The sequence below is a fragment of the Spirillospora sp. NPDC047279 genome, from assembly GCF_040643285.1.
Taxonomy (GTDB): Bacteria; Actinomycetota; Actinomycetes; order Streptosporangiales; family Streptosporangiaceae; genus Spirillospora.
Map to the genome: position 1 here is coordinate 1 of NZ_JBEYUA010000025.1, position 25481 is coordinate 25481.

At 71.5% G+C, this 25481-nt stretch carries 20 protein-coding genes and 1 pseudogene; 14 read left to right on the forward strand and 7 right to left on the reverse strand.

From position 1 onward, the window contains the following. Window positions 1–555 precede the first annotated feature (555 nt). The 3 genes from ABZ810_RS42235 to ABZ810_RS42245 all read right to left on the reverse strand — a co-directional run bounded on the left by ABZ810_RS42235 (window position 556) and on the right by ABZ810_RS42245 (window position 3399). On the reverse strand, window positions 556–1842 hold the full coding sequence (locus ABZ810_RS42235) for a DUF222 domain-containing protein (protein WP_358412823.1): 1287 nt from the start codon (window positions 1840–1842) through the stop codon (window positions 556–558). Window positions 1843–2649: 807 nt separating this feature from the next. Beyond that, on the reverse strand, window positions 2650–3111 hold the full coding sequence (locus tag ABZ810_RS42240) for a CBS domain-containing protein (protein ID WP_358412825.1): 462 nt from the start codon (window positions 3109–3111) through the stop codon (window positions 2650–2652). A gap of 78 nt (window positions 3112–3189) precedes the next feature. After that, window positions 3190–3399, reverse strand: coding sequence for a hypothetical protein (locus ABZ810_RS42245; RefSeq protein WP_358412827.1), 210 nt, complete (start codon window positions 3397–3399; stop codon window positions 3190–3192). A 1-nt stretch (window position 3400) separates the two neighbouring features. On the opposite strand from ABZ810_RS42245, the pseudogene ABZ810_RS42250 reads away from it, so the two are divergent. The 6 genes and pseudogenes from ABZ810_RS42250 (at window position 3401) to ABZ810_RS42275 (ending at window position 13029) form a co-directional block, all read left to right on the forward strand. After that, a pseudogene (locus ABZ810_RS42250) lies at window positions 3401–4212 on the forward strand (sodium:proton antiporter). After that, the gene (locus ABZ810_RS42255) at window positions 4143–4343 is read left to right on the forward strand and encodes an SLC13 family permease (RefSeq protein ID WP_358412829.1); all 201 of its coding nucleotides are present in this window, start codon (window positions 4143–4145) and stop codon (window positions 4341–4343) included. Before ABZ810_RS42250 ends, ABZ810_RS42255 begins: the two are co-directional and overlap by 70 nt. A gap of 539 nt (window positions 4344–4882) precedes the next feature. Then, on the forward strand, window positions 4883–5566 hold the full coding sequence (locus ABZ810_RS42260) for a hypothetical protein (protein WP_358412831.1): 684 nt from the start codon (window positions 4883–4885) through the stop codon (window positions 5564–5566). Between the two features lie 130 nt (window positions 5567–5696). Further along, window positions 5697–7763, forward strand: a complete 2067-nt coding sequence (locus ABZ810_RS42265; protein ID WP_358412833.1) for a flotillin family protein — start codon at window positions 5697–5699, stop codon at window positions 7761–7763. Between the two features lie 125 nt (window positions 7764–7888). Then, on the forward strand, window positions 7889–12598 hold the full coding sequence (locus ABZ810_RS42270) for a DNA repair ATPase (RefSeq protein WP_358413051.1): 4710 nt from the start codon (window positions 7889–7891) through the stop codon (window positions 12596–12598). Continuing rightward, window positions 12595–13029, forward strand: coding sequence for a hypothetical protein (locus ABZ810_RS42275; protein ID WP_358412835.1), 435 nt, complete (start codon window positions 12595–12597; stop codon window positions 13027–13029). The genes ABZ810_RS42270 and ABZ810_RS42275 overlap by 4 nt, the downstream gene beginning before the upstream one ends. 19 nt (window positions 13030–13048) lie before the next feature. Here ABZ810_RS42275 and ABZ810_RS42280 read toward each other — a convergent pair whose 3' ends face one another. The 3 genes from ABZ810_RS42280 to ABZ810_RS42290 all read right to left on the reverse strand — a co-directional run bounded on the left by ABZ810_RS42280 (window position 13049) and on the right by ABZ810_RS42290 (window position 14963). After that, a complete protein-coding gene (locus tag ABZ810_RS42280; protein WP_358412837.1) occupies window positions 13049–13717 on the reverse strand; it encodes a Crp/Fnr family transcriptional regulator in 669 nt (222 codons plus the stop codon). Window position 13718: 1 nt separating this feature from the next. Then, the gene (locus ABZ810_RS42285) at window positions 13719–13928 is read right to left on the reverse strand and encodes a hypothetical protein (protein ID WP_358412839.1); all 210 of its coding nucleotides are present in this window, start codon (window positions 13926–13928) and stop codon (window positions 13719–13721) included. 336 nt (window positions 13929–14264) lie between these two features. Next, window positions 14265–14963, reverse strand: coding sequence for an FCD domain-containing protein (locus ABZ810_RS42290; RefSeq protein ID WP_358412841.1), 699 nt, complete (start codon window positions 14961–14963; stop codon window positions 14265–14267). Window positions 14964–15074: 111 nt separating this feature from the next. Here ABZ810_RS42290 and ABZ810_RS42295 point away from each other — a divergent pair, with 111 nt between their 5' ends. The 5 genes from ABZ810_RS42295 (at window position 15075) to ABZ810_RS42315 (ending at window position 19561) form a co-directional block, all read left to right on the forward strand. Next, window positions 15075–15914 (forward strand): fumarylacetoacetate hydrolase family protein, encoded by an 840-nt coding sequence (locus ABZ810_RS42295; RefSeq protein WP_358412843.1) that lies wholly within the window; start codon window positions 15075–15077, stop codon window positions 15912–15914. A gap of 98 nt (window positions 15915–16012) precedes the next feature. After that, a complete protein-coding gene (locus ABZ810_RS42300) occupies window positions 16013–16999 on the forward strand; it encodes a BtrH N-terminal domain-containing protein (RefSeq protein ID WP_358412845.1) in 987 nt (328 codons plus the stop codon). Window positions 17000–17122: 123 nt separating this feature from the next. Next, a complete protein-coding gene (locus ABZ810_RS42305; protein WP_358412847.1) occupies window positions 17123–17296 on the forward strand; it encodes a hypothetical protein in 174 nt (57 codons plus the stop codon). A gap of 122 nt (window positions 17297–17418) precedes the next feature. Next, on the forward strand, window positions 17419–18201 hold the full coding sequence (locus ABZ810_RS42310) for an ABC transporter ATP-binding protein (protein ID WP_358412849.1): 783 nt from the start codon (window positions 17419–17421) through the stop codon (window positions 18199–18201). Window position 18202: 1 nt separating this feature from the next. Further along, complete coding sequence (locus tag ABZ810_RS42315) at window positions 18203–19561, forward strand: ABC transporter permease (RefSeq protein WP_358412851.1); 1359 nt, start codon at window positions 18203–18205, stop codon at window positions 19559–19561. Between the two features lie 96 nt (window positions 19562–19657). Here ABZ810_RS42315 and ABZ810_RS42320 read toward each other — a convergent pair whose 3' ends face one another. Then, window positions 19658–20656: a LacI family DNA-binding transcriptional regulator gene (locus ABZ810_RS42320; protein WP_358412853.1), complete on the reverse strand. Its 999-nt coding sequence runs from the start codon at window positions 20654–20656 to the stop codon at window positions 19658–19660. A gap of 116 nt (window positions 20657–20772) precedes the next feature. Between ABZ810_RS42320 and ABZ810_RS42325 the strand changes: the two genes are divergently transcribed. The 3 genes from ABZ810_RS42325 (at window position 20773) to ABZ810_RS42335 (ending at window position 25481) form a co-directional block, all read left to right on the forward strand. Then, complete coding sequence (locus tag ABZ810_RS42325) at window positions 20773–22749, forward strand: primary-amine oxidase (RefSeq protein WP_358412855.1); 1977 nt, start codon at window positions 20773–20775, stop codon at window positions 22747–22749. 152 nt (window positions 22750–22901) lie between these two features. Then, entirely contained in the window at window positions 22902–24512 is a 1611-nt protein-coding gene (locus ABZ810_RS42330) for an ABC transporter substrate-binding protein (protein WP_358412857.1), read from the forward strand. 3 nt (window positions 24513–24515) lie between these two features. Continuing rightward, window positions 24516–25481 (forward strand): ABC transporter permease, encoded by a 966-nt coding sequence (locus ABZ810_RS42335; RefSeq protein ID WP_358412858.1) that lies wholly within the window; start codon window positions 24516–24518, stop codon window positions 25479–25481.

Here is a 25481-nt window from a genome sequence, read left to right on the forward strand (position 1 = left end):
ACGCTCGGTCTCGGCCACGTCCACCACAGTAGACGCAAGATCACTTACCGTAGTCGACGTCGAACCGTCGACACCCTCGATGATCGACATGATGATGCTTCCCCCCGAAGAAGTGGACCATCGGCCCAGATCACTCACTTCCCAGCAAGATCACTTTCCACACTTGGAGAGATACCCCCGCCCCGAAGAGTCTCGAAGATCTTCCTCAAGTGGCTTGACGCGATATAGCAGCCTCGGGGTCAGGCCGGGAGGCTGGCTGCTGTTCGCCGGGGTGCGCGTGAATGGTGTGCTGCGTTGTGCCTGTTGAACGTGGGGTGGTGGCTGTTGGCGTCACTGACCTTCACCCCGGGGCGTGGACATCCGGTTTCATGCAGCTAGGCCGGTTGTGGTTGCTGACTGTTGATCTTCGAAGGTCATTGGTGTGAAGTTCGCCCCTGGCCCCTTCCGGCGGGTGGTTGGGGGTTGGGGGTTGGTTGTGGGCGTGCCTGTAGGCCCGGTGGACGGGTGTCCGCCGGGCCATGAGGCTGGCGCGGGGTTGTGGCTGTTCGTGGGCGATCAGGCTGCGAGGTGGTGGTCGTTCCACGGGTTGTCGCCGCCGGGGTCGGGTGTTCGTCCGGTGGGCCATCTGCCCCGTCCGGAGCGGGTGATCCCGTCGGGTGGCAGTGTCTGGTAGACGTACTGTCCGGCTTGGTTCTTGCTGATGTTGATCTGGTCAGGGTGGGTGTGTTTCCACCGGTTGTGCCATCCGCAGCACAGCGCGAGCTTGTTGATGTCGGTGGGGCTGTTTCCCAATGCCCATCCGTCAACATGGTCGACTTCGCACAGGAAGCCCGGCACCTCACACCCACGCACCGCGCAGGTGTCGTATTGGGTTTCCAGCACCCTGCGTTGGCCTGGGCTGGCGATCCGGACGGTGTGGCCGAGGTATAGGGGCACGTTGCCGGGGCCCAGGATGAGGGGTGAGACGCCTGCGGTGAGCGCCAGCCGCCGCACCTGCTCGGCCGGGACCTGGGTGCCGTCGCGCAGCCAGCCGGGCGCGTTGTCGCCCATGAGGGTTTCGAGGTTGGCGATGACGGTGACGCGGGTGTCCTTGTGGCCGTGTGACAGCACGGTGGTGAGGGCGGCTGCGGTGCGTTCGCTTAGGTCTCGGCGGTCGTCGGTGCCGGCTGGTTTGGTCAGCGGGCCGAGGGTGCCGTCCAGGATCGCGGTGTCTTCGGGGTTGAGCCACCCGTTCACATACGACCCGCCATCCAGCGACCGGCTCAACGTCAACCAGGAGCGTTCGTAGCCGCGTTTGACGTCTTCGGGGGCCGTCTCGGTGCCGTCGGCTTCGGAGACCAGGTCGTGGATCTTGCGGCCGAGCCGGGCGACCTTGCCCGCCGACAAGCCGTCGTTGGCGGCGTTCAGCAGGATGTCCTCGGCCGCCGCGCAGTCCTCATCGTTCAACCGCTGCACGGCGTCGGCAACCGTAGCCGCGTAGCCGAGCGACAGGTCACCGCTGGCCAGGTCCTTACTCACCCGCTCCAGACGCGGCAACTGCCGGGCCAGGGTGACGCGTTCCTTGGCGCGGCCTTCCCGCATCCCCAGACGGCACCGCAGCCACGCCTGCGTGGACGGCAGGCCCCAGTGTTTCATTTCGCCGGTGCGGTCCACTACTGCGATCGTGCCCGCGAGCGCGAATTCGATTTGATCTGCGGCCCTCGCGAGTGTCTCGGTCAGCTCCATGCAAGCGGCGCCGGAGTCGGGGGCGGGGCGGTGTGCGAGGTGGGTGGCGATCGCGGCTACCGCTTCCACCAATTCCGCGGTGGAAGCGGTCTCTAGATCCGTCACGATCGAATGCATGTCTTGATTATATCGACGGTCACGTATTGCAATTATCTGATTACGGACATTTCGATTGGCCGCAGGTGGCCAACAATTCACCGGGCGGTGGGAGGGTGGATCTTTCGTCCCACGGTGGGTGCGTGGCCCGGCACGGGTGGGTCGGAGTCTAGGCGGGTTGCTGCTGGTGGATGGCTGGGCGGAGCCGGACTGACCCACCGCGCACAAGCCTCCGCCCTTCCGAGGGTTGCTGGCACGTCAGCCGGGGTCCCAGAAACCCAAGGATGCGATGAGGCGAAGGGTGTGCTGCCGCCTGAGGTCGCACCGGAAACCCGCGCTTCGCGCGGCCCCAAAGTTCGAACATCAGCGATCACCAGCACCCGCACCATGACAGGAAAGCGAGACCAGCCGCCTACTTTCTTGTCGCTGCCAAGTTTGAACAGAAGGCCGTATCTACTCGCACTCGGGAGACAGGCGCTAGCTAAAGGGGTGACCGAGGCCGCCATCCCCGAAGGGGCTAATGATCTAACAGAGAGAAGCGTTGACCCGCAGCGAAGCTCCAACACCCCCAACACCTCCACACCCCGACACGCCAGCGGCCCGACACGCCAGCGGCCCGACACGCCAGCGGCCCGACACGCCAGCGGCCCGACACGCCAGCGGCCCGACACGCCAGCGGCCCGCCCATTTCTTGTCGCTGCCTGGCTTGAATCTCCGGCCTGGCTTTCATGCTCGGTGGCCTGGCCACCCTCGGCCGCGTCCCTCGGCCGCGTCCCTCGGCCGCGTCCCTCGGCCGCGCGCGGCGAGGCGGGCGCGACCGAGCCTCGGTCAGGCGGGCGGGAGGAGGCGGGTGAGGAGCTGGGAGACGGTGACCACGCCGATCATGGGGGCGTCGGTGCGGCGGGGGTCGCTGGAGACGGCGACGAGGGGGCTGCGGGTGTTGGCCATGACGGTGGCGATCTCGATGGCGGTGGCGTTCGCGTCGACGATCGGGGGCGCCGTGGCCTCCTTGGGCAGCAGGTCGGCGACCCGCTTGCCGGCGAGCTTGTCCGACAGCCGGTCGGCATGGCTCTCGTCGAACACCCGGGCCAGGTTGGGATCGTCCTGCACGTACCGGGGGATCATGAAGCGCAGGAACTGGGAGCCGGGCAGGACGGCGACGGGACGGTGGTCGCCGTCGACGACGAGGAGTCCCGGCAACCGGTGTTCCGCGAGGAGGCGGGCCGCGTCCAGCGCACCGCTGTCAGGGGTCACCGTCGGATAGCCGACGGCCAGTTCGTACGCGCGCACGTCGATGACGTTATCCGAGGCCACACGTCCGGGGATGGGCGGGTCGCACTGAGAACGCGTAGAAACGGGTGGCGACGCCTACCCCGGGAGGAAATCGTGGCGCTCGCCGCGATCGCGATCTTCGTGACGGCCTACGCGCTCATCGCGTCGGAGAGGATCGACCGGACCAGGGTGGCGCTCGGCGGCGCGGCGCTGATGTTGCTCCTGCACATCACCGACGCGGAGAAGGCGTTTCTTCTCCTCCGACACCGGCATCGAGTGGAACGTCATCTTCTTGCTGCTGGGCATGATGGTGATCGTCTCGGTGCTGCGGCAGACCGGCGTCTTCGAGTTCGTCGCGATCTGGGCGGCCAAGCGGGCCCGCGGGCGGCCCTACCGGCTGATGGTGATGCTGGTCCTCATCACCGCGTCCGCGTCGTCCCTGCTCGACAACGTCACGACCGTGCTGCTCATCGCGCCGATGACGTTCCTGGTGTGCGAACGGCTCGGGCTGGCGGTGGCGCCGTACCTGATCGCCGAGGTGATGGCGTCCAACATCGGCGGCACGGCCACCCTCATCGGCGACCCGCCCAACATCATCATCGCCGGCCGGGCCGGCCTGTCGTTCAACGACTTCCTGGTCCACCTGGCCCCGTTCATCGTGGTGCTGACGGCGGTCTTCTGCGTGGTGTGCCGCTGGCTGTTCCGCCCGCGTTCACCTACGACCCGGAGCGGGCCGAGGAGATCATGTCGCTGGAGGAGCGCGAGGCGATCACCGACCACCGGCTGCTGTACCAGTCGCTGGCCGTCCTCGCCGTGGTGATCGCCGCGTTCGTGCTGCACCCGGTGCTGCACTACGAAGCGTCCGTCGTCGCGCTGCTGGGCGCCGGGCTGCTGGTCGCCACCACCAGGGTCACCACCGAGCAGGCGCTGGAGGAGGTCGAGTGGCCGACGCTGATCTTCTTCGCCGGGCTGTTCGTCATGGTCGGCGGCCTGGTCGAGACGGGCGTCATCGGCGACCTCTCACCGGCGGCCGGCTCGGCCATGCCGCGATGTTGCTGCTGTGGGCGTCGGCCGCGTTGTCGGCGGTGGTCGACAACATCCCGTACGTGGCCACCATGAGCCCGATCGTCGTCGGCCTCGTCGAGCAGAACGGCGGCCAGGGCGAGGCGCAGGTGCTCTGGTGGGTGCCGGCCTGGGTGCAGGCCTGGGTGCCGGCCTGGGCGCCGGTCTGGGCGCCGGTCTGGCGGTAACGCCACCGCCATCGGGGCCGGCGCCAACGTCGTGGTGCCCGGCATCGCGGCCAAGAATGGCACCCCATTTCCTTCTGGCGATTCACCGGGTGCGGGTTGGCGGTGACGCTGGTCAGCGTGGCTGTGGCGACGCTCTACCTGTGGTTGCGCCACCTCTGAACGGGCAGCGGCGAAGTCGTTAGGGCCGGTAAAGGCTTTCCCTAAAGATAAAGATGCGTTAAAGTACGCCTAGGTGTGCCGGGAAGCCTGGTCGGCGATAGGGGTGAAGTCTCTCCTTTTTGGGGGCCAGATGATTCTCTGCACGCCGACCGCGCCGCGGTGTCTCCGCGTGCCGCTCGCCGACGCCCATTGCACGGCCTTCGGCCTTGTCGTCTCCTCACGTCCGACCGAGTTCCCCGATAGCGGGTCCCGGTAGCGCTGCCGCGCCCGCTGGCGCCGCAGCCCGGCCACGCTGCTTTTTCACTTTTCGAATGACTCGGCCGTCGCACGCTCTGTGCCGGCCGTAAAAGCCATGCTCGAAAGTAAAGGCGTGCGTTCTCATGGGCGAATTCATTGACGTCGTGCTCGGTTTCCCGACGGCGTTGTTCACCTTTCCGCTGCTCGTCGTCGCCGGATATTGGGGGCTGGTCCTGCTGGGCGGCCTCGGCGTCGGCGGCCTCGAACCCGATGCCGACACAGGGGCCGGCATCGGGGGAGACGACGCCGGCCTGGACGGGCCGGGCGGCCTGCTGGGCGCGGCCGGGCTGGACGGGGTCCCGATCACGATCGCGGTGTCGCTGCTGGTCGCCACCGGATGGTTCGCCAGCCTGGCCGGCTCGGTCGTGGCCGGCCGGGCCGGTGGCCCGCAGGCCGTGATGTCGTCGGCCGTCCTGGTGGTGGCGGCGGGCTGCGCGTGGGCGGTCACCAGGCTGCTCGCCGTCCCGCTCCGCCACGTCCTCCGGCAGGGGCCGGAGACCTCGCTGCACGACTTCGTCGGCCGGACGTGCGTCATCCGCACCGGCCGGGTCGGCACCGACTTCGGCCAGGCCGAGGTGCTGGCGCCCGACGGCTCGTCCGCCCTGGTCCAGGTGCGGCAGACGAGCGGCGACGTCGCGGTGGCCGGGGCGGCCGGGGCCACCGGGCTCACCGCCGGCAGCACCGCGCTCATCTTCGATCTCGATCCCGGCGGGGAGTTCTTCTGGGTCATGCCGTACGACGCGGCACTGGACCCCGAACGGCCCTGACCGCCGTCCCCGCGAAATCCCCCCGCGAAATCCCGCGTTCCCCCGCGCGATCCGCACGTCCCCGTGCGGCCCGCGCGGTTCCCCCGCATCCCCGCGTTCTTTCATGTCACTTCGGAAGACAGGACTCCGAATGGAAGCGATCACCATAGGAATCGGCGGCCTGCTCGCGCTCCTGATGATCATCATGCTCGCGCTGCTGTTCGCCGTCACCCGGCTGTTCCGCAAGGTCGAGCAGGGCAAGGCACTGATCATCTCCAAGCTGCGCAAGGTGGACGTCACGTTCACCGGCTCGGTCGTCCTCCCCGTGCTGCACAAGGCCGAGGTCATGGACATCTCGGTGAAGACCATCGACATCGAGCGCACCGGCCGGGACGGGCTGATCTGCAAGGACAACATCCGGGCCGACATCCGCATCACGTTCTTCGTCCGCGTCAACAAGACCGTCGAGGACGTCCGCAAGGTCGCCGCCGCCATCGGCACCGCGCGGGCCAGCGACCAGACCACGCTGCAGGCGCTGTTCGCGGCCAAGTTCTCCGAAGCGCTCAAGACCGTCGGCAAGCAGCTGGACTTCGAGGACCTCTACACGCGGCGCAACGAGTTCCGCGACCACATCATCCAGGTGATCGGCACCGACCTGAACGGCTACAGCCTGGAGGACGCGGCGATCGACTACCTGGAGCAGACGTCGCTGATGTCGCTGGACAAGAGCAACATCCTCGACGCGCAGGGCATCCGGAAGATCACCGAGCTGACCGCGATCCAGCACGTCCGCACCAACGAGCACGCCCGCAACGAGGAGAAGGAGATCACCCGCCAGAACGTGGAGGCGCGCGAGGCGATCCTGGAGCTCGAACGGCGCCAGGCCGACGCCGAGATCAAGCAGCAGCGCGAGATCGAGACCGTCCGGGCGCGCGAGCAGGCCGAGATCGAACGGGTCCAGGCCGAGGAGCGGCTGCGCGCGCAGGCCGCCCACCTCCGCACCGACGAGCAGCTCGGCGTGCAGACCGAGAACCGCAACCGCGAGGTGGCCGTCGCCGAGAAGAACAAGGAACGCGTGATCGCGATCGAGAGCGAGCGCATCGAGAAGGACCGCCTGCTGGAGGTCGTCGCCCGCGACAGGGAGGTCGAGCTGTCCACCATCGCCAAGGACAAGGAGGTCGAGGCGGAGAAGCGGGAGATCGCCGACGTCGTCCGGGAGCGCATCGCGGTCGAGCGCACGGTCGCCGAGCAGGAGGAGAGCATCAAGCGGCTGCGCGCGGTGGAGGAGGCCGAGCGGGTCCGCCAGGCGATCGTCATCCAGGCCGAGGCCGAGGCGCAGGAACACCTGGTCAAGGACATCAAGGCCGCCGAGGCCGCCGAGCATGCCGCCGCGCACAAGGCCCGCGAGCAGCTCGTCCTGGCCGAGGCGCGGCAGCAGGCCGCCGACCTGGACGCGCAGGCGAAGGTGCGGCTCGCCGAGGGGCTGCGGGCCGAGGCCGCCGCGGCCGGGCTCGCCGAGGCGGCGGTCGTCAGGGAGCGGGCCCTCGCCGAGGCCGCGGGCGTCCGGGAGCGGGAGCTCGCCGTGGCCGCGGGCGTCCGCGAGCGGGGCCTGGCCGAGGCCGTCGGCGTGCGGGAGAAGCTGACCGCCGAGGCCGCGGGCATCGGCGAGAAGGCCGAGGCGATGGCGGCGCTGGACGACGCGAGCCGCCGGCACGAGGAGTACCGGCTCCGGCTGGAGGCCGAGAAGGACATCCGGCTGGCCGGGCTCGAGGTGCAGAAGCAGGTGGCCGAGGCGCAGGCGACCGTGCTCGCCACCGGCCTGGAGAACGCCGACGTCGACATCGTCGGCGGCGACAGCGTGTTCTTCGACCGGCTCGTCGGCTCGATCGCGCTCGGCAAGGGCGTGGACGCCTTCGTCGAGGGCTCCGACGTCGCGCGTTCGCTGGCCGGGCCGTGGCTGGACGGCTCGGCGAGCTTCACCGACGACATGACCCGGGTGCTCGGCTCGCTCGGCGCGGACGGCGTGCGCGACCTGACGGTGTCGGCGCTGCTGCTGCGGCTCATCAAGGCGGGCGGCCCGGAGACCGGCAAGCTCACGGAACTCCTGGAGTCCGCGCGGCGCCTCGGCGTCGCCGACGCGCCCCTCACGGCGACGATCCCGGGGCCGCCCGCGGCGCCGGTCGCGCCCGCGGCGACCGTCACCGCCGTCTCCAACTGACCCGCAACCCCTGATGAGGAGGAGGTCCTGTGAGCGGGCTCGTCACCGCGCACGAAGATGAGCGGCTCGACGGACGTCTCGACGGCCGGGACGGTCAGGCCGGGCTCGACCACGGCACCTACGAGGTGCTGCGGGCCCGCCTGGCCGGCCAGGCCGCCGAGCTGGCCCGCCGGGCCGAGGCGCTGAACGCGCGGCGCCTGGAGACGTTCGGCGGCACCGAGCTGACCCTGGCCGGAACGCACCGGATCCGCACCGGCCACGCCTGCGTCCCCCGGGACGTGCTGCCGGTCGGCGCGGGCCTGATGCTCGTCGGCACCAACGCCGTCGCCGTCCCGGGGACCGAGGCGACCGTCGACGAGGTGTTCGCCCTGCGCCGCCTCACGACGGCGTCCGGCCCCGAGGCGTCCGGCCCCGAGGCGTCCGGCGCCGACGGCGGGACGGCCGGTCCGGGCATCGAGGACGTGGCGGCCGGCGTGCTTCCGGAGCTGCTGCGCGATCCCACGTTCGAACGCGACTTCGCCGAGATGTACCGCTATTACCGGCAGGCCAGGCTGCTGCGCCTGCGGCGGCTGAACGGCCTGCTGCTGGCGGTGTTCCAGACCGGCCCGCGGCTCGACGACGTCCGCGTGCTGCGCTGGAAGACCAACGCCGACGGCGACTTCGCCTACGTCGACAACCGCGGCGAACGCGACCACGTCCTCCCGCCGGCGCACGACTTCGACTGGATCGAGACCACCCGCGACGACCACGTGCCCGGACGGCGCCCGCACGTGTCGATCGAGGGCGAGGTGTTCGTCACCACGACCGGCGGCTCGTTCACCGTGAAGGTCGAGGACGACACCGGTACCGGGCCCGGCGTCCACGAGGAGCCGGTGGACGAGCCGCTGCAGAGCCTCGCCGACGCGGACGTGCTCTACGCGCGGGTCGGCGCGCTGATTCTGCTGCGCGTCCGCCCGTACAACGAGACCGGCTGGCGGCACCTGGTCTTCAACACCCGCACCAAGACCGTCGTCAGGCTCGACGGCATCGCGCAGGCGTGCCGGCGCCTGCCCGGCGACCAGGGCATCGTCTTCCCGGGCGGCCACTACCTGGACACCGGGACCGCCAAGACGTTCGACATCGACGTCACCGGCCTGGAGTACGAACGCTCGGTGCGCTCGCCCAACGGGGAGGACGTGCTCTACGTCTTCCACTCGAGGAGTGACGGCCGGTCGCTGCTGCTGCACTACAACGTCATCCGCAAGCAGGTCGCCACCCCGATCACCGGCCGCGGCCACGCGCTCTTCGACGACGGCACGCTCGTCGTCCTGCGCGCCTCCACCGGTGAGCCGTCCCGCGTCCACCCCGTCCAGATCTGGCGGACGCCGTACGTGTCGGACGCGCACGCCGCCGCCCGCCCGGCCGGGACGGGCCCGCTCGAACGCGTCGGGAACGCCGACCTGGTGCGCGGCATCTCCGACTGCCTGTCCGTGGTCCGGATGGCCGAGGACATGTCGCCGTCCACCGAGGTCTTCGAGGGCCTGATCGCCGCCTGCGTGCGCACCGCCGACCTGTCGCACTGGCTCGGCGAGGCGGACCTGGGCGACCTGCTCACCCCGCTCGGCGACCTGCGCGCGACCGCCCGGCAGGTCCTGGAGGAGTACGCGAACGTCCAGGCGCTGACCCGGGAGGCGGCCGCGGCGGTCGGCGCGGCGGCCGAACGGGTCGGCGCCCTCATCCGGGCTGCGCACGGCCGCGAACCGGGCTCGGCCGACGCGTGGGTGGCCAGGCTCGCCGAGCTGCGCCGCGCCCAGGGGCACCTGGAGACCCTCCGCGACCTGCGGTACGCCGACGTCCCGCGCCTCGACGAACTGACCGCCGAGCTCGCCGCCGAGCAGGACGCCGCCGCCGGCCGCACCGTGCGCTTCCTCCAGACCGAGGGCGCCTTCGCCGGCTACCACGAGGAGGTCGGGCGGCTGGACGCGGACGCGGCGGCGATCGGGACCGCCGCCGACGCCGCGCCGGTCGCCGAACGGCTCGCCGCCCAGGCGGAGGGGCTGGAGATCGTCACCGAGGTCGTCGGCACGCTGGACGTCACCGACGCCACGATCCGCACCACGATCCTGGAACGTGCGGGCGAGGTGATGGGCGGCCTCAACCGCGCCCGCGCCGTGCTCGACGCCCGCCGCCGCGAGCTGCTCGACATCGAGGGCCGGGCCGCGTTCGCCGCCGAGTTCGCGCTCCTCGACCAGGCGGTCGCGGGCGCGCTCGCCCAGTCCGGAACGCCGGAACGGTGCGACGAGCACCTGGGCCGCCTGCTCCTCCAGCTCGAGTCGCTGGAGGCGCGCTTCGCCGAGTTCGACGACTTCGTCGAACGCCTGGAGGGCAAGCGCGGCGACGTCTACGAGGCGTTCTCGGCTCGCAAGCAGGCGCTGCTCGACGAACGGTCCCGCCGCGCGGACCGCCTGACCGAGTCGGCGGAGCGCATCCTCACCGGGGTACGCCGCCGTGCCGTCTCCCTCGCCTCACCGGACGAGGTCAACGCGTACTTCGCCACCGACGCCATGGTGACGCGGCTCCGCCGGGTGTCCGCCGAGCTGCGCGACCTCGGCGAGATCGCCCGCGCGGAGGAACTGGACGGCCGCCTGAAAACGGCGCGCCAGGAGGCGGGCCGGGCGCTGCGCGACCGCCGGGACCTCTACGACGACGACGGCGCGGTGATCGTCCTGGGCCGGCACCGCTTCGCGGTCAACACCCAGCCGATGGAACTGACCCTCGTACCGCACGACGGGGCCCTCGCGTACGCGGTCACCGGCACCGGCTACCGGGCGCCCGTGCGCGACGAGGCGTTCGCGGAGACGCGGCCCTTCTGGGACCAGCTCCTCCCGAGCGAGACCCCCGGAACCTACCGGGCCGAGTACCTGGCGGCCTCGATCCTCCTCGACGCCGAACGCGCCGGCGCCCTCGCGGACCTGGACGCCCCGCTCGACGCCGTCCGCCGCGCCGCCGCCGCCCGCATCGACGAGGGGTACGAACGCGGCGTCCACGACCACGACGCCGCCGCGATCCTCGAAGCCCTCCTCGGCCTGCACACCGGCGCCGACCTGCTGCGCTACACCGCCGCCGCCCGTGCCGCCGCCCAGCTCTTCTGGGCCCACGGCACCGACGCGACGACCCGTGCCGCCTGGGCCACCCGCGCCGCGTCCCTGGCCCGTGCCCGCACCGCGTTCGGACGCCCCGGAGCCCTCGACGACCTCGCCGCCGAACTCGACGACGCCATCGCCTCCTTCACCCGCGCCTCCTTCACCCGCGCCTCGTTCGCCCACGCCCGAGAACCTCTCGCGGGCGACTACCTCGTCGAGGAACTGGCCCGCGGCGGCGGCTTCATCACCGGCTCCGCGGCGTCCGCCCTGCTCCAGGACTTCCGCGCCGAGCACGGCGACGGCCTCGACCGCGACCTGAACGCCCTCACCACCCTCGCCGACCGCCACCGCCTGGCCGAGGCCTGGCTCACGGCCTTCCGCCCCGGCCCCGACCTGCCCGAGGCCGTGGCGCTGCTCCTCTGCCCCGACCTCGAACGCCGCCCCTGGACCGCCACCCCGTCCACCACCGTCGACGGTCTCCTCGGCACCCACCCGCGCCTGACCGGCGGCCGTCTCGACCTGCGCCTGGACGAGCTGCTCACCCGCGTCCACCTCTTCCACACCGAACACGTCCCGGCGTTCCGCGCCTACCAGCGCCGCCGTACCGAGCTGATCGCCGCCGAGAACCGCCGCCTCCGCCTCGACGACCACCGGCCGCGCGTCCTGGGCTCCTTCGTGCGCAACCGGCTCATCGACGAGGTCTACCTGCCGCTCATCGGCGACAACCTCGCCAAGCAGCTCGGCCCCGACCCGCTGGGCCTCCTCCTGCTGATCTCGCCGCCCGGCTACGGGAAGACCACGCTCATCGAGTACGTGGCCGACCGCCTCGGGCTGCTGCTGGTCAAGGTCGACGGCCCCGCGCTGGGCCGTTCGGTCACCTCACTCGACCCTGCCGCCGCGCCCGACGCGACCTCCCGCCGCGAGGTCGAAAAGATCAACTTCGCCCTGGAGCTCGGCACCAACGTGCTGCTCTACCTGGACGACGTCCAGCACACCTCGCCCGAGCTCCTGCAGAAGTTCATCCCGCTCTGCGACGGCCAGCGCCGCATCGAGGGCCACGACCTGCGCGGGAAACGCTTCGCCGTCTGCATGGCGGGCAACCCGTACACCGAGTCGGGCGGCCTCTTCCAGATCCCCGACATGCTCGCCAACCGCGCCGACGTCTGGAACCTGGGCGACGTCCTGTCCGGCCGCGACGACGTCTTCGCCCTGAGCTACCTGGAGAACGCCCTCACCGCCAACCCCGTCCTGGCCCCGCTCTCCACCCGCGACCGCGGCGACCTCGAACTCCTCATCCGCCTCGCGTCCGGCGACCAGGCCGTCCAGCTCTCCCACCCCTACTCCCGCGCGGAGCTGGACCAGATGCTCGCCGTCCTGACCAAGCTGCTGCACGTCCAGCGCACCGTCCTCACCGTCAACCGCGCCTACATCGCCTCGGCCGCCCAGTCGGACGGCTCCCGCACCGAACCCCCGTTCCGGCTCCAGGGCTCCTACCGCGACATGAACAAGCTCGCCGCACGCGTCCTCCCGGCCATGAACGACACCGAACTCGAGGCCCTCATCGACGACCACTACCGCGCCGAAGCCCAGACCCTCACCTCCGCCGCCGAGGCCAACCTCCTCAAGCTCGCCGAACTCCGCGGCCGCCTCACGCCCGCCGGCGCCGCCCGCTGGACCCAGATCAAGACCTTCTCCACGGGACGGCCCACATGATCGGCATGCTCCTGAGATGCGCGGGCATGGCGCTGCTCTTCGCCGGCGCGACGTACTGCCTGTCCGCCGCCGTCAGCGACGGCACCGCCACCCGCCGCGCCGCCCAGGGCGAAGGGCGCACCGGCACCTTCGTCGCCGAGCGCCGCAACTGCCCCAAGATGTGCGCCTGGTACGGCTCCTTCCAGGCCCCCGGAGCGCACCGGGCCCCCGGCCGGGACTTCGAGCTGCGCGGCGCCACCGACGGCGACATCGCGACCGGCCAGCGCGTCCAGGCCCTGGACGTGGGCTCCCGCGACTTCGTCTACGCCCGCGGCGGCCCACCCGAGTGGGACATCACGTTCAGCCGTTCCATGGGCGCCCTCTTCCTGGCCACCCTCGGAACCGCCCTCCTGACCAGCACCTGCCGCACCCTCGGAAACCGCCGCCGATGACCTGGACGCGCGCCAGGGTTCACGCGCGGCCGGCGATGGAACGCAGCTTGCCGATGTTGGTGAGGACGGTGGTGCGGCGGGCCGTCTCGACGAACTCGCGCTCCCGCCACTGGCGCAGTATCGCCTCGACGGTGGGACGGGCGGCACGGACCAGCTGGGCGAGCTCCTCCTGCGTGAGCGAGGGGACGAGGGGCTGTCGCTTGGCGAGCGGGACGGTGCCGCCGCGGTCGACCATCCAGATCATCAGAAAGGCGAGCCGCTGGCCCACCGTCGCCCCGCCGAACCGGAGGCACCGCTGGTCCGCCTCCACGATCCTGTCCCGGAGCGTGAGCAGCAGGGCCCGCCGTGCCTTCGCCGAGGTGGCGAGGAGATCCTCGAACGCCTCGGCGGGGATGACCAGCGCCCGCACGTCGGTGGCGGCGGTGACCGTCGACACGGCCGGGGACCCGGACACGGCGCTCTCGCCCACCAGATCCCCGACCGACCGGAGCGCCTGCAACGACGTCCGCTCGCCGGTGACGTTCGAGATCTTGATCCAGCCCTCGACGATGACGATGACCGAGCTCGCCGGCTTGCCCTCGGTGTACAGCTCGTCGTCCGGCTCGAACCGTTCGGCCCGCGAGATCTCGCGCACGATGGCCCGGCCCTCGTCGTCCAGCCTGTCCCAGAAGCCGCGGGGATCGGTCATGTCAGTGCTCCCGGGTGATCGCTGTGATGAGGGCCAGCACCACGGTGACCCAGCCGATGACCGCCTGCAGGTCGCCGGGCGAGACGATGGCGACCAGCAGCACGATGGCCACCGCCAGGAGAATCGCGCCGAGTGCCACGAGCACTTCCGGGCGCCGGTCCCGGCGTCCTTGCGCGGGGTCGTTGTCATGCTCGTTTTCATGGTCGTCCATCGCTGTCGCCCGCTCCTCCTCGCACCGTGATTACCGGAACGTATGCCCCGAAAATAGAGCGGAAACGACTGCTGCGGCAGAATGGAGTGATCGGTTGTGCGAGTGCGAAAAGGGCAGCATGAAATGCATTGGAATCGCTCTGACCTGCTGTGATCCATCATTACCGGAGATCGTTAGGGATTTTGTGGTGCCCTGACGGAAGGGCGGTCCATCAAATCAGGGAAACCGGATGACAAATGATGGAGAGCGATAGTGCGCCCGAAAGTAGCTTAGGGTGACGGGCGTACGCGTTCTGTGTCCGGTGCCACAGGTGAACGCCTCGAAAAGTGGGTTCGTTCAGTGGGCGTCGGAGGCGCTGGTCTTGTGGGCGTGGATCAGGGACAGGGCGGCGTCGCGGTCGTGGCGGGCTATCGCGTCGACGAGGTCGGCGTGCAGGCGGTGGCGTTCGCGCAGGTACGGGGGGAGCGGGTGCTCTCCGTCGGGGAGCACCGAGAGGGTGTGGGCCTCGATGAGGTCCAGGAGGTTGGCGTAGAGCGAGCGCAGGAGGGCGTGCGGGCTCGTCGCCGCGATGCGGGCGTGGAGGCGCCAGTTGGCGTGGACGAACGCGTCGGGGTCTCCGGCGCCGGCCGCGCGTGACATCTCGTCGAGGATCGTGCGCATCTCGGCGATGTCGGCGGGGGAGGCGTGCCAGAGCGCGTCCTCGATCAGGAGGGGGTCGAGGGCGTCGCGGATGCGGATGGCCTCGGTGACGGAGGTCTGCTCGGCGTCCAGGGCGAGGACGGCGTTGCCCAGCCGGGCCATCGGTGACGGCTCGGCGGCGAAGAGGCCCCCGCCGGGGCCGGGGCGCACGGAGACCAGGCCGCGCGACTGGAGCAGGCGCAGGGCCTCGTTGAACGTGCTGACGGAGACGCCGCACAGGGCGCGCAGATCGGCCTTGGTGCCCAGGCGGGCGCCGGGGGCGGCGGCGCGGGCGAGGCCGGCGATGCGGTCCGCGGCCTGTTCCGCCCGGCCCGTCGTCGAGGCGTCAACGGACACCCGTCCTCCTCTGGCTCAATTCATCATGCACATTAGCAGGATGCGGGTTGACGTGCTTGTCCAGCTGCGGGCATTATCGCCCTAATCATCATGACGAATTAGGGAGACAGGGTGCGGATCGGCAACCTCGCAGGTCGTGCGGTACTGGTCGGGGGCGGGCTCGCCGTCGACGTGGAGAGGGCGAGCGGCGGGCGGTTCGGGAGCGACCCGCAGGCCGTGTACGCCGAGTGGGAGGCCTTCCGGGCCTGGGCCGAGGGGGCCGACCTGCCGGGCGGGACGGCGTTCGAGGCGAGCGAGCTGGGCGCGCCGGTGCCGGCGCCGCGCCAGGTGTTCGCCATCGGGCTCAACTACCGGGACCACGCCGCCGAGTCCGGCTTCGACGTGCCGGAGGGGCTGCCGCCGGTCTTCACCAAGTTCGCCACCAGCATCACCGGGCCGGTCACCGAGGTCGCGCTGCCGCCTGGCGGCAACACCGACTGGGAGGTCGAGCTGGTCGCGGTCGTCGGCAGGCATGCCCGGAACGTGGCCGAGACGGACGCGTGGGGGCACATCGCCGGGCTGACCGTCGGGCAGGACATCTCCGAGCGGGTCTCGCAGATGGCCGGGCCGGCGCCGCAGTTCAGCCTGGGCAAGTCGTTCCCCGGGTTCGCCCCGACCGGCCCGTGGGTGGTGACGCTCGACGAGTTCGGCGACCCGGCCGACCTGGAGCTCGGTTCGGCGATCAACGGCGAGGAGGTGCAGAAGGGCCGCACCCGCGAGCTGATCTTCTCGATCCCGCTGCTGGTGGCCCGGCTGTCGGCGGTGCTGCCGCTCCTGCCGGGAGACCTGATCTTCACCGGCACGCCCGCGGGCGTCGGCCTCGGCCGCACCCCGCAGCGCTGGCTCGCCAAGGGCGACGAGCTGGTCAGCCACGTCGAGGGCATCGGCGAGCTCCGCCAGCGCTTCGTCTGACTCCAAGGGCCACGGACGTCATCAAGACCGCCGCCGTGCCGTAGGACACGCCTGACCGCGCTGGACCCTCCCACTGTGGGAGGCGCCACCATGAGGGCGTGCGAGTACAAGACATCGACGCCCGCGGTACGCGGCACTGCGAGACGACGGCGCTGGGGGTGCTGCTGCGGCACCAGGGACTCGACCTGTCCGAGCCCATGCTCTTCGGCCTCGGCTCCGGTCTGTCCTTCATCTACTGGGACGGCAAGAACATGGGCTTCCCGTTCCTCGGGGGACGGGTCAAGCCCTTCGAGCTCACCCGGAACCTGGCCGCCCGGCTCGGGCTGGAGCTCCGGGTCCAGGAGACCGCCTCGTCCCGCAGGGCATGGGAGAACGTGACGGCCGCCATCGACGCCGGCCGTCCCGTCGGGTTGCAGCTCGACAGCTACCACCTGGACTACTTCCGGTCGAAGGTGCACTTCGGGGGTCACGTCGTCGCCATGTACGGCTACGACGACCACGACGCCTACCTGGTGGACACCGACCAGCAGGGCGGAGCGGTGTCCACCAGCCTGACCGGTCTCGCCCGGGCCAGGGCGGCGCGCGGCCCGATGACCGCCCGGCACCGGTCGTTCACCCTCACCGCACCGAGGAACGCGCGCCCTCCGCGGGATCAGCTCGTTCCCGCCATCACCGCCTGCGCCGGGGCCTTCCTCGACCCGCCCATCGCCAACCTCGGCCACCGGGGCATCGACAAGGCGGGCAGGCTCGTGCGCACCTGGCTCCAGCGCGCCGACGACCCGCGGCGGGACCTGCCGCAGGCCGCCCTTCTGATGGAGAAGGGCGGCACCGGCGGCGCCCTGTTCCGCAACTTCTACCGCGACTTCCTCGCCGAGTGCGCCCACCACCTCGACAGCCGCCACCTGCGCACCGGCCACGAGCTCTACGCCGAGGCGGCCGTCCTGTGGGGAGAGGTCGCGGCGCTGATCACCGAAGCCGGTGAATCAGGCGATGCGAAGCCTCTCGACCAGGCGGGCGCCATCCTCGGCGACCTGTCGCGAATAGAGCGTGAGGCCATGGAGGCGCTGAGCCGCCTGGGGGAGTGACCCCCGGCGGCCGTCCGCCGTGTGGCCGGTGGGTGACGGTTGTGCGTGGTCGCTTGTGCGCCGGGGGCCGGCGCGAGACAGTTCCCGGCAGACGACGACCTGCGGAGGCCTGGAGTGCACAAGATGCTGATGAATCTCGTCAAGGCCGTGCTCGCACTGTGCACGGCGTTGATTCCCGCGTCCGTCTCGACCGTGGCGGTCGTGACGGCCCTCGGCGCGACGGTCGCCGTGACGGCCGCGTGCGCGCCGGCCGACGACGACGGTGACGATGACGACGGTGGCGACGACGACGACTGACGCCGCCCGAAGGTGGGGTTTTGCCTACCCCGCTTGGCGAGTTGAGCCCCTGGGACGGGCCGTTCCGCGCTCATAACTTCGTACCTGTCAGGCGCTGCCGGCGCCGCTAAGGGAGGTACGAGATGTTCAAGCGAAAAGGACCGGAGCGCGCGGGGCGGTCGGCGGAGGCGCTCCGCCTGGAGTCGGTGCGCCGGATCTACGGTGCCGAGGGCAACCGGGTGGCCGCCCTCGACGGCGTGTCGCTGTCGCTGCCCGCGGGCTCCTTCACCGCGGTCATGGGGCCGTCCGGCTCGGGCAAGAGCACGTTCCTGCACTGCGCGGCCGGGCTCGACCAGCCCACCGAGGGCCGGGTGTTCGTGGACGGGCAGGAGCTCGCCGGACGCGACGAGACGGCGCTGACGAGGTTCCGGCGGGAGCATGTCGGGTTCGTCTTCCAGCAGTTCAACCTGCTGCCGGCGTTGACGGTCATGCAGAACGTGACGCTGCCGCTGAAGCTGGCCGGCAGGAGGGCCGACCAGGATGGGGCGCGGGCCGTGCTGGAGCGGGTCGGTCTCGGCGAGCGGCTGCACCACCGGCCGTCGGAGTTGTCGGGCGGCCAGCAGCAGCGGGTGGCCATCGCGCGGGCCCTGGTCACGCGGCCGAGCGTGCTGTTCGGCGACGAGCCGACCGGCGCGCTCGACACCCGCAGCGCGCGGGCCGTGCTGGCGCTGCTGCGGGAGGCCGTCGACGTGCACGGGCAGACCGTGGTCATGGTGACCCACGACCCGGTGGCCGCCTCGTTCGCCGACGCGGTGGTGTTCCTGGCCGACGGCCGGATCGTGGGCTGGATGGCCCAGCCGTCCGCCGAGGCCGTGGCCGAGCGCATGACCCACCTGTCCGACGACCTCGACCAGGCGGTGGCGTGACATGTTCGGGCTGGCCCTTCGTACCCTGCGCTTCCGCGCGGCCACTTTCGCCGCCGCCTTCCTCTCGATGTTCCTCGGCGCGTCGATCATCATGACGTTCGGCTCCATGTTCGACACCGCGCTCCTCGGCGGGGCGTCGTCGGCGGGCACGGAGACGATGGTCACGATGGCGAGCGTCGTCGGCGGCTGGGGCCTCCTGCTCGTCGTCTTCGCGGTCGCGTCGACGCTGACGTTGTCGATCCGGCAGCGGGCCGAGGAGGTGGCGCTGCTCAAGAGCGTCGGCGCCACGCCCGGCCAGATCCGCCGCATGGTCGTCGGCGAGGCGGCCGTGCTGTCGGTGGCGGCCTCCGCGCTGGCGGTCGTGCCGGGGCTGTTCGCGGGCCGCGGCCTGCTGGAGATGCTGATCTCGACCGAGCAGGTGAACGCGGACGTCTCGTACGTCTTCGGGCCCCTGGCGGTCGCGATGGGGATGGGCATCACGGTCGTGTCGTCCATCGGCGCCGCGTCGCTCGCGGTGCGCCGGGCGAGCCGGATGCGGGTGACCGAGTCGCTGGCCGACGCGGCGGTCGACCCGGGCCGGATGAGCAAGAAGCGCATCGCGGGTGCGGTCGCCTTCCTGCTCCTCGGGCTCAACCTGGCGATCGTCACCGCCACCGCGATGCGCGCCGAAGGCAGCGACGCGATGCAGACGGCCGGGCAGTCCAGCATCTGGGCGGCGATCGGCATGGCCTTCCTCGGGCCGTTCGCGATCCGGCGGGTGGTCGCGCTGCTCGCCGGGCCGCTCCAGCTGCTGGGCGGCGTCACCGGCTACCTGGCGGTGTGCAACCTGCGGCAGCGGACCGGCCAGATGGCGAGCGCGCTGACCCCGATCGTGCTGTTCACCGCGATCGCGACCGGCACGCTCTACATGCAGAGCACCGAGAACGCGGCGCTGGCCGCCGCGGGCCTGGCCAAGGGCCTCGAGCAGAAGAACATCGAGACGCTCAACTTCGTGGTCATCGGAATGATCGTGGTCTTCACCGCGATCATGCTGGTGAACACGCTGCTCGCGGCGACCGCCTACCGCGGGCGGGAGTTCGCCCAGCAGCGCCTGGCGGGCTCCACCCGCCGGCAGGTGATCGCCATGGTCGGGCTGGAGAGCGCGGTCCTGACCGTGACGGGCGTGCTGCTCGGCTCGATCGCCTCGCTCTTCACGATCGCCCCGTACGCCAGCGTCCGGCTGGACTCGGCGCTGCCGGACGGCGGCCCGCTGATCTGGGTCGGCGTGACCGTGCTGGCGGTGGTCCTCACCCTGGGCACGGCGCTGGGCACCGCCCGCCGGTCGGTCCGTACCCCCGCCGTCGAGGCGGTGGCGGTCTGACGACGGGGAGGGAACGCCGCGACAGGGCGGGTGGCCTCGGCCGCCCGCCTTCGTCGTCGTCTCACGGCGGGGCCGCTCGCCGCAGCCTCACCGAGCTCACCGAGGGGCGTTGCCGCGGGTCGACTCGCGGATGATGAGCTCTATCGGGTGCACCCGTTCGGTGCCGGGCTCGGCCTCGCCGCCGAGGATGTCGAAGAGCAGCTCGGCGCAGGCGGCGCCGGCCTCGCGCGGGTGCAGGTCGACGGCGGTGACGGGCGGATCGGCCGCGCGCATGCTCGGGCCCTCGACGCAGGAGGCGAGCAGCAGGTCGGTCCCCGCCTGGAGCCCGGCCTCGCTCAGGACCGGCTGGAGCTGGGCGGCGGAGCCGGCGGGCGCGCAGATCAGGGCGTCCGGACGGGGCTCGGCGGCCAGCAGCGTCCGGGCGACCGCGCGGGTCTCGTCGTAGGAGACGTCGAAGGGGACCGCGCCCACGACGGAGGCCGCCCCGTGCCGGGCGCACCACTCCTCGTAGCCGCGCCGGATGCCGGCCGCCCAGTCGGTCTCGCCGCCCGCCACGATGAGCGCGGGCCGGATGGCGCCCCGTTCGCGCAGGTGGTCGAGCATCTCGCCCAGCATCGCGGCGTGGTCGGACACCACCACGCCGTCGGCCTCCCCGTCGCCGCGGAAACGCTCGCCGGTGACCGTCGGCAGGCCGGAGCGCATCAGCCGCTCGACGATGGGGTCGCCGTCGAGCGGGTCGCCCAGGATCAGGCCGTCGACGCGGGGCACCCGGGAGGACGGTCCCGAGGTGATGAGCGTCAGGTCGTGGTCGTGGGCGGCGGCGGCCTCGACGACCCCGAACACGAACCGCATGTAGTAGTCCGAGCGGGTGAGGACCTCGGGCACGTGCAGCCCGATCGCGCCGGTGCTGGCCCGGCGCAGGTGGCGGGCCGAGCCGTTGGGGACGTAGCCGAGCTGCTCGGCGGCCTCCAGCACCAGGGCGCGGGTCTCGGCCGACACCCGGCCGCTGCTGCGCAGGGCGTCCGAGGCGGTGGTCTTGGAGACCCCCGCGCGCTCGGCGACGGTCAGGAGGGTGACGGGGCGGGTCGGGGACACGGCGTCATCGTAGCCGTACCGGTCCGGGTGTTAATCCCCGGTTACACCTGCGGAAGGGTCTTGCCGGAACGTTCCGGCATCGCCTACCGTGCTCTCCACTGCCGGAACGTTCCGGCATGATCGGAGGGAGAACGATGGCGGCCCACGGTTCGGCCGGGCGGATGCTCGGCACGGGCGAACGCCCCCACCCCCTGGACCCGCTGAGCCCGCAGGAGTTCGGCGACGTCCGGGAGATCCTGGAGGCCGAGGGCGTGGCCACCGACGGCACCAGGGTCGCCTACCTGGGGCTGGAGGAACCGCCCAAGCAGGCCGTCCTGAACGGGGACGAGGCGCCGCGCCGGGCGCGCGCCCTGCTGATCGACGCCGGAACGGGCGCCGCCGAGGACGTGATCGTCTCCATCGGCGAGCGCCGGGTGGACGAGCGCCGGCCGATCGACCCGGTCACCGGCGGGCAGGTCCCCATGCTCACGGGCGACCACGCGCTGGTGCGGCGCGTCCTGCGCGAGGACGAGGGCTGGGCCAAGGCGCTCGCCGCGCGCGGCATCACCGACCACGACACCGTCTACCTCGCCGCCCTGTCGGCCGGGAACTTCGGCCTCCCGGACGAGCCGGGCCGCCGGCTGGCCCGCGTGCTGGCGCACCGGCAGCCCACGCCCGAGAGCCTGCCGTGGGCGTACCCCATCGACGGGCTGGTCGCGTTCGTCGACCTCATCGCCGCGGAGGTCCTGGAGATCATCGACACCGGGCCGCAGCCGGTGCCGGCGGAGTCGGGCGACTACCACCTCCCCGAGGTGGCCGGGCCCCCGCGCACCACGCAGCGGCCGATCGAGATCACCCAGCCCGAGGGGCCGAGCTTCCAGATCGACGGACCGCTCGTCACCTGGGAGAAGTGGAGCCTGCGCCTCGGCTACGACATGCGCGAGGGCCTGGTCCTGCACCAGATCGGCTTCGACGACCAGGGCCGCACGCGGCCGGTGGTCTACCGCGCCTCGGTCGCCGAGATGATCGTCCCCTACGCCGACCCGGGCCCGATCCGGTTCTGGCAGACCTACTTCGACACCGGCGAATACCAGCTCGGGCGGCTGGCCAACGCGCTGGAGCTGGGCTGCGACTGCCTGGGCGACATCACCTACTTCGACGTCACGGTGGCCGGGGACGACGGCAGCCCGGTGGTGCTGCCCAACGCGATCTGCATGCACGAGGAGGACTACGGCGTGCTGTGGAAGCACACCGACCCCGCCAACGGCTCGCGCGAGACCCGCCGGCAGCGGCGCCTGGTCATCTCCTTCTTCGTCACCGTCGGCAACTACGACTACGGTTTCTACTGGTACCTCTACCTGGACGGCACGATCGAGCTGGAGGTCAAGGCCACCGGCATCGTCTTCACCGGCGCCTACGACGAGCGGGTGGCGCCGTACGCGTCCCAGGTCGCGCCGGGCCTCGCCGCGCCGTACCATCAGCACCTGTTCGGCGCGCGGCTGGACATGATGGTGGACGGCCTGGAGAACGCCGTCGAAGAGGTGGACGCCGTCCCCGTTCCGATGGGGGAGGGCAACCCGTACGGCAACGCGTTCGGCCGCGCCGCGACCCGGCTGCGCACCGAGCACGAGGCGCGGCGGGACGCCGACCCCGCCCGCAACCGGGTCTGGCACGTCGTCAACCCGTCCGTGCCCAACAGGCTGGGGGAGCCGGTCGGGTACGCGCTCTACCCGGAGGCGGGCCCGGCCCTCATGGCCGACCCCGGCTCGCCGATCGCGTCCCGCGCCGGTTTCGCCGCCCACCACCTGTGGGTGACCCGGCACGACCACGCCGAGCGATATCCGGCCGGTGACCTGCCCAACCAGCATCCGGGCGGGGCGGGCCTGCCGGCGTACGCGGCCGCCGGCCGCGACATCGACGGCCAGGACATCGTCCTGTGGCACACCTTCGGCCTCACCCACTTCCCGCGCGTGGAGGACTGGCCGATCATGCCGGTCGACACCTGCGGGTTCACGCTGAAGCCGGCCGGCTTCTTCGACCGCAACCCCACGCTGGACGTCCCGCCGAGCACCTCCGCCTGCTGCGGCGGCGGCGAGGCGTGCCACTGCCACTGATCCCGCCACCTTCCGCCGTGCCCCATCCCGCACCGCCCTGCCCCATCCCGCACCGCCCTGCCCCATCCCGCACCGCCCTGCCCCATCCCGCACCGCCCTGCCCCCCGCCTGCCACTGATCCCACTCGCACGAATTCTCTGGAGATGGTGCTCATGCGCCACGTGAAACTGGCCGCCACCGCCGCCGCGGCCCTGATGCTCACCGCGGCCTGTACGGCCGGCGAGACGACCTCGGCCGGGAACACCGGCGCCAAGAACGGCTACGCGGCCGTCGCCGACACCTCGCTTCCCGCCGGCGGCGTCCTGAAGCTGCAGACGCACGTCGACACCGGCGCGGCGACCGGGCTGGACCCGCAGATGGCCGACGTCGCGACGTCCTGGCAGCTGATGTCCCTGGTCTACGAGACGCTGGTGACGGTCGGCCCCGACTTCTCGATCCAGCCGCTGCTGGCCGAACGCTGGGAGACCCCCGACCCCACGACGTACGTCTTCCACCTGCGCAAGGGCGTCACCTTCTCGAACGGCCGCGCGATGACCGCCGACGACGTCGTCGGCAGCCTGGAGCGGCTGCGCAAGGCCAAGTCGGTGTGGTCGGGCCAGCTCGGGCCGATCACGTCGGTGAGCAAGACCGGCGACGGCACGGTCACGGTCAAGCTGAGCGAGCCGTACACGCCCTTCCTGGCGGCGCTGGCCAACGTCCCGGCGGCCGTCCTGCCGATGAAGGAGATCGAGGACGGCTCGGTCAAGCCCAAGGACGAGATGGTCGGCACCGGCCCGTTCACCGTCGTGTCGCACCGGCAGGACGTGTCGTGGAGCTTCAAGCGCAACGCCAAGTACTGGTCGCAGGGCAAGCCCGCGCTGGAGGGGCTGGAGATCGGCATCGCGGCCGACGAGGCCGCGCGGGTCGCCGCCCTGCAGAACGGCCAGGCGTCGATGGCGGTGCTCGGCAACGTCGACTCCCGCACCACGCTCCGCGGCGCCACCGGCGTGCAGGTCGCAGACCAGGCCACCACCGACTTCTACTACCTGTTCACCAACACCAGGAAGCCCGGCTCCAAGCTCGCCGACCCGCGCGTGCGGACCGCGCTCAACCTGGCGATGGACCGCGAGCAGATCGCCCAGGTGGCGACCGGCGGGCTCGGCAAGCCGACCGCCGTCACCCCGGCGGGCCTGCCCGACACCTGCGACCCGAAGACGCTGCCGTCGGCCTCGGGTGACCTGGACAAGGCCCGCGGCCTGCTCCAGCAGGCGGGCGCGCAGAACCTGTCGTTCACCCTGAGCATCTACTCCACCCGCCCGGCCCCGGCCGTGGCGCAGGTGATCCAGCAGAACCTCAAGCGGATCGGCGTCACGGTCAACATCGAGCAGATGGACGAGGCGAGCTGGGCCGGCAAGGTCTACGCCGCCAAGCCGACGTTCGACGCGGGCCTGTCGTGGTTCGCCGGCTACTCCGACCCGGCGATGGCGATGCGCTGGTGGAACCCCGAGCAGGCGATCTTCAACACCGCCTTCATGAAGCCGGACGCGGAGCTCAACACGCTCATCGCGGCGGCGGGCAAGGCCACCGCCGGAGCCGAGCGCAAGCAGGCGCTGTCGGCGGTCTGCACGAAGGTCGACGAGGACGCGCAGATGATCCCGCTGGTGACCCGCCCGGCGACGCTGGGCTTCCGGTCCGACGCGGTCAGCCCCGGCCTGTACGCGACCGAGGGCTACGGCAACCTGTTGCGCCTGGTCACCGACTTCCGCGCGAAGAAGGTCGGCTGATCCATGCGGCTGCTGCTGTGGTGGGGCGGCCGGGCCCTGGTCTCGGCCGCCACCCTGCTCGGCGTGTCGATCCTGATCTTCGCCGCGGTCCGGATGATGCCCGGCGGGTTCGCCGAGACCGTCCTGGGCCCGTTCGCCACCGCCGACCAGAAGGCGGCGCTGGCCGAGCAGTACGGGCTGGACCAGCCGATACCGGCGCAGTACTGGCACTGGCTGAGCGCGGTCGTCACCGGCGACTTCGGCACCTCGATGATCAGCCGGACGCCGGTCGCCGACGAGCTGGGCGCGCGGCTCCCGGTGACGGCCGAGCTGACCCTGATCGCCATCGCGGTGGCGTTGCTGGCGGGCGTTCCGCTGGGCGTGCTGACCGCCGTCCGGGCGCGCCCGGGTGGCGGCGGCGCGGCGGGCCGGCTGCTCAGCGGTCTCGGGGTCAGCGTGCCGGAGTTCGTGCTCGCGGCGCTGACGGTCTTCCTGTTCTCGCGGTACGCGCTCGGGCTGCGGGCGGGCGGGCACGTCCCGTTCGGCGAGGACCCGGCCGGCAACCTGCGCTCCATGATCCTGCCGGCACTGGTGCTGTCGATCTTCGCGCTGTCGGCGACCGCCCGCACGACCCGGGACGCGGTGCTGAACGTGCTGGTCGAGCCGTACGTGACCGCCGCGGTCGCGCGCGGCGAACGGCCGTCGTCGATCGTGCTGCACCACGTCCTGCGCAACGCCGCCGCGCCGGTCGTCACGCTCACCGCGACCATCGCCGCCTACCTGCTGGGCGGCGCGCTGATCGTGGAGTACGCGTTCAACCTGCCGGGGATCGGGTCGTTCATCGTCCAGGCGATCACCCGCCGCGACTACGCGGTCGTGCAGGCGGGCGTGCTGCTGGCCGCCGCCGTCTTCATCGTCATGAACATGCTGGTCGACCTGGCCGTCGGGCTGATCGACCCGCGCCTGGGCACCGAGGCGGGAGGGAAGTGA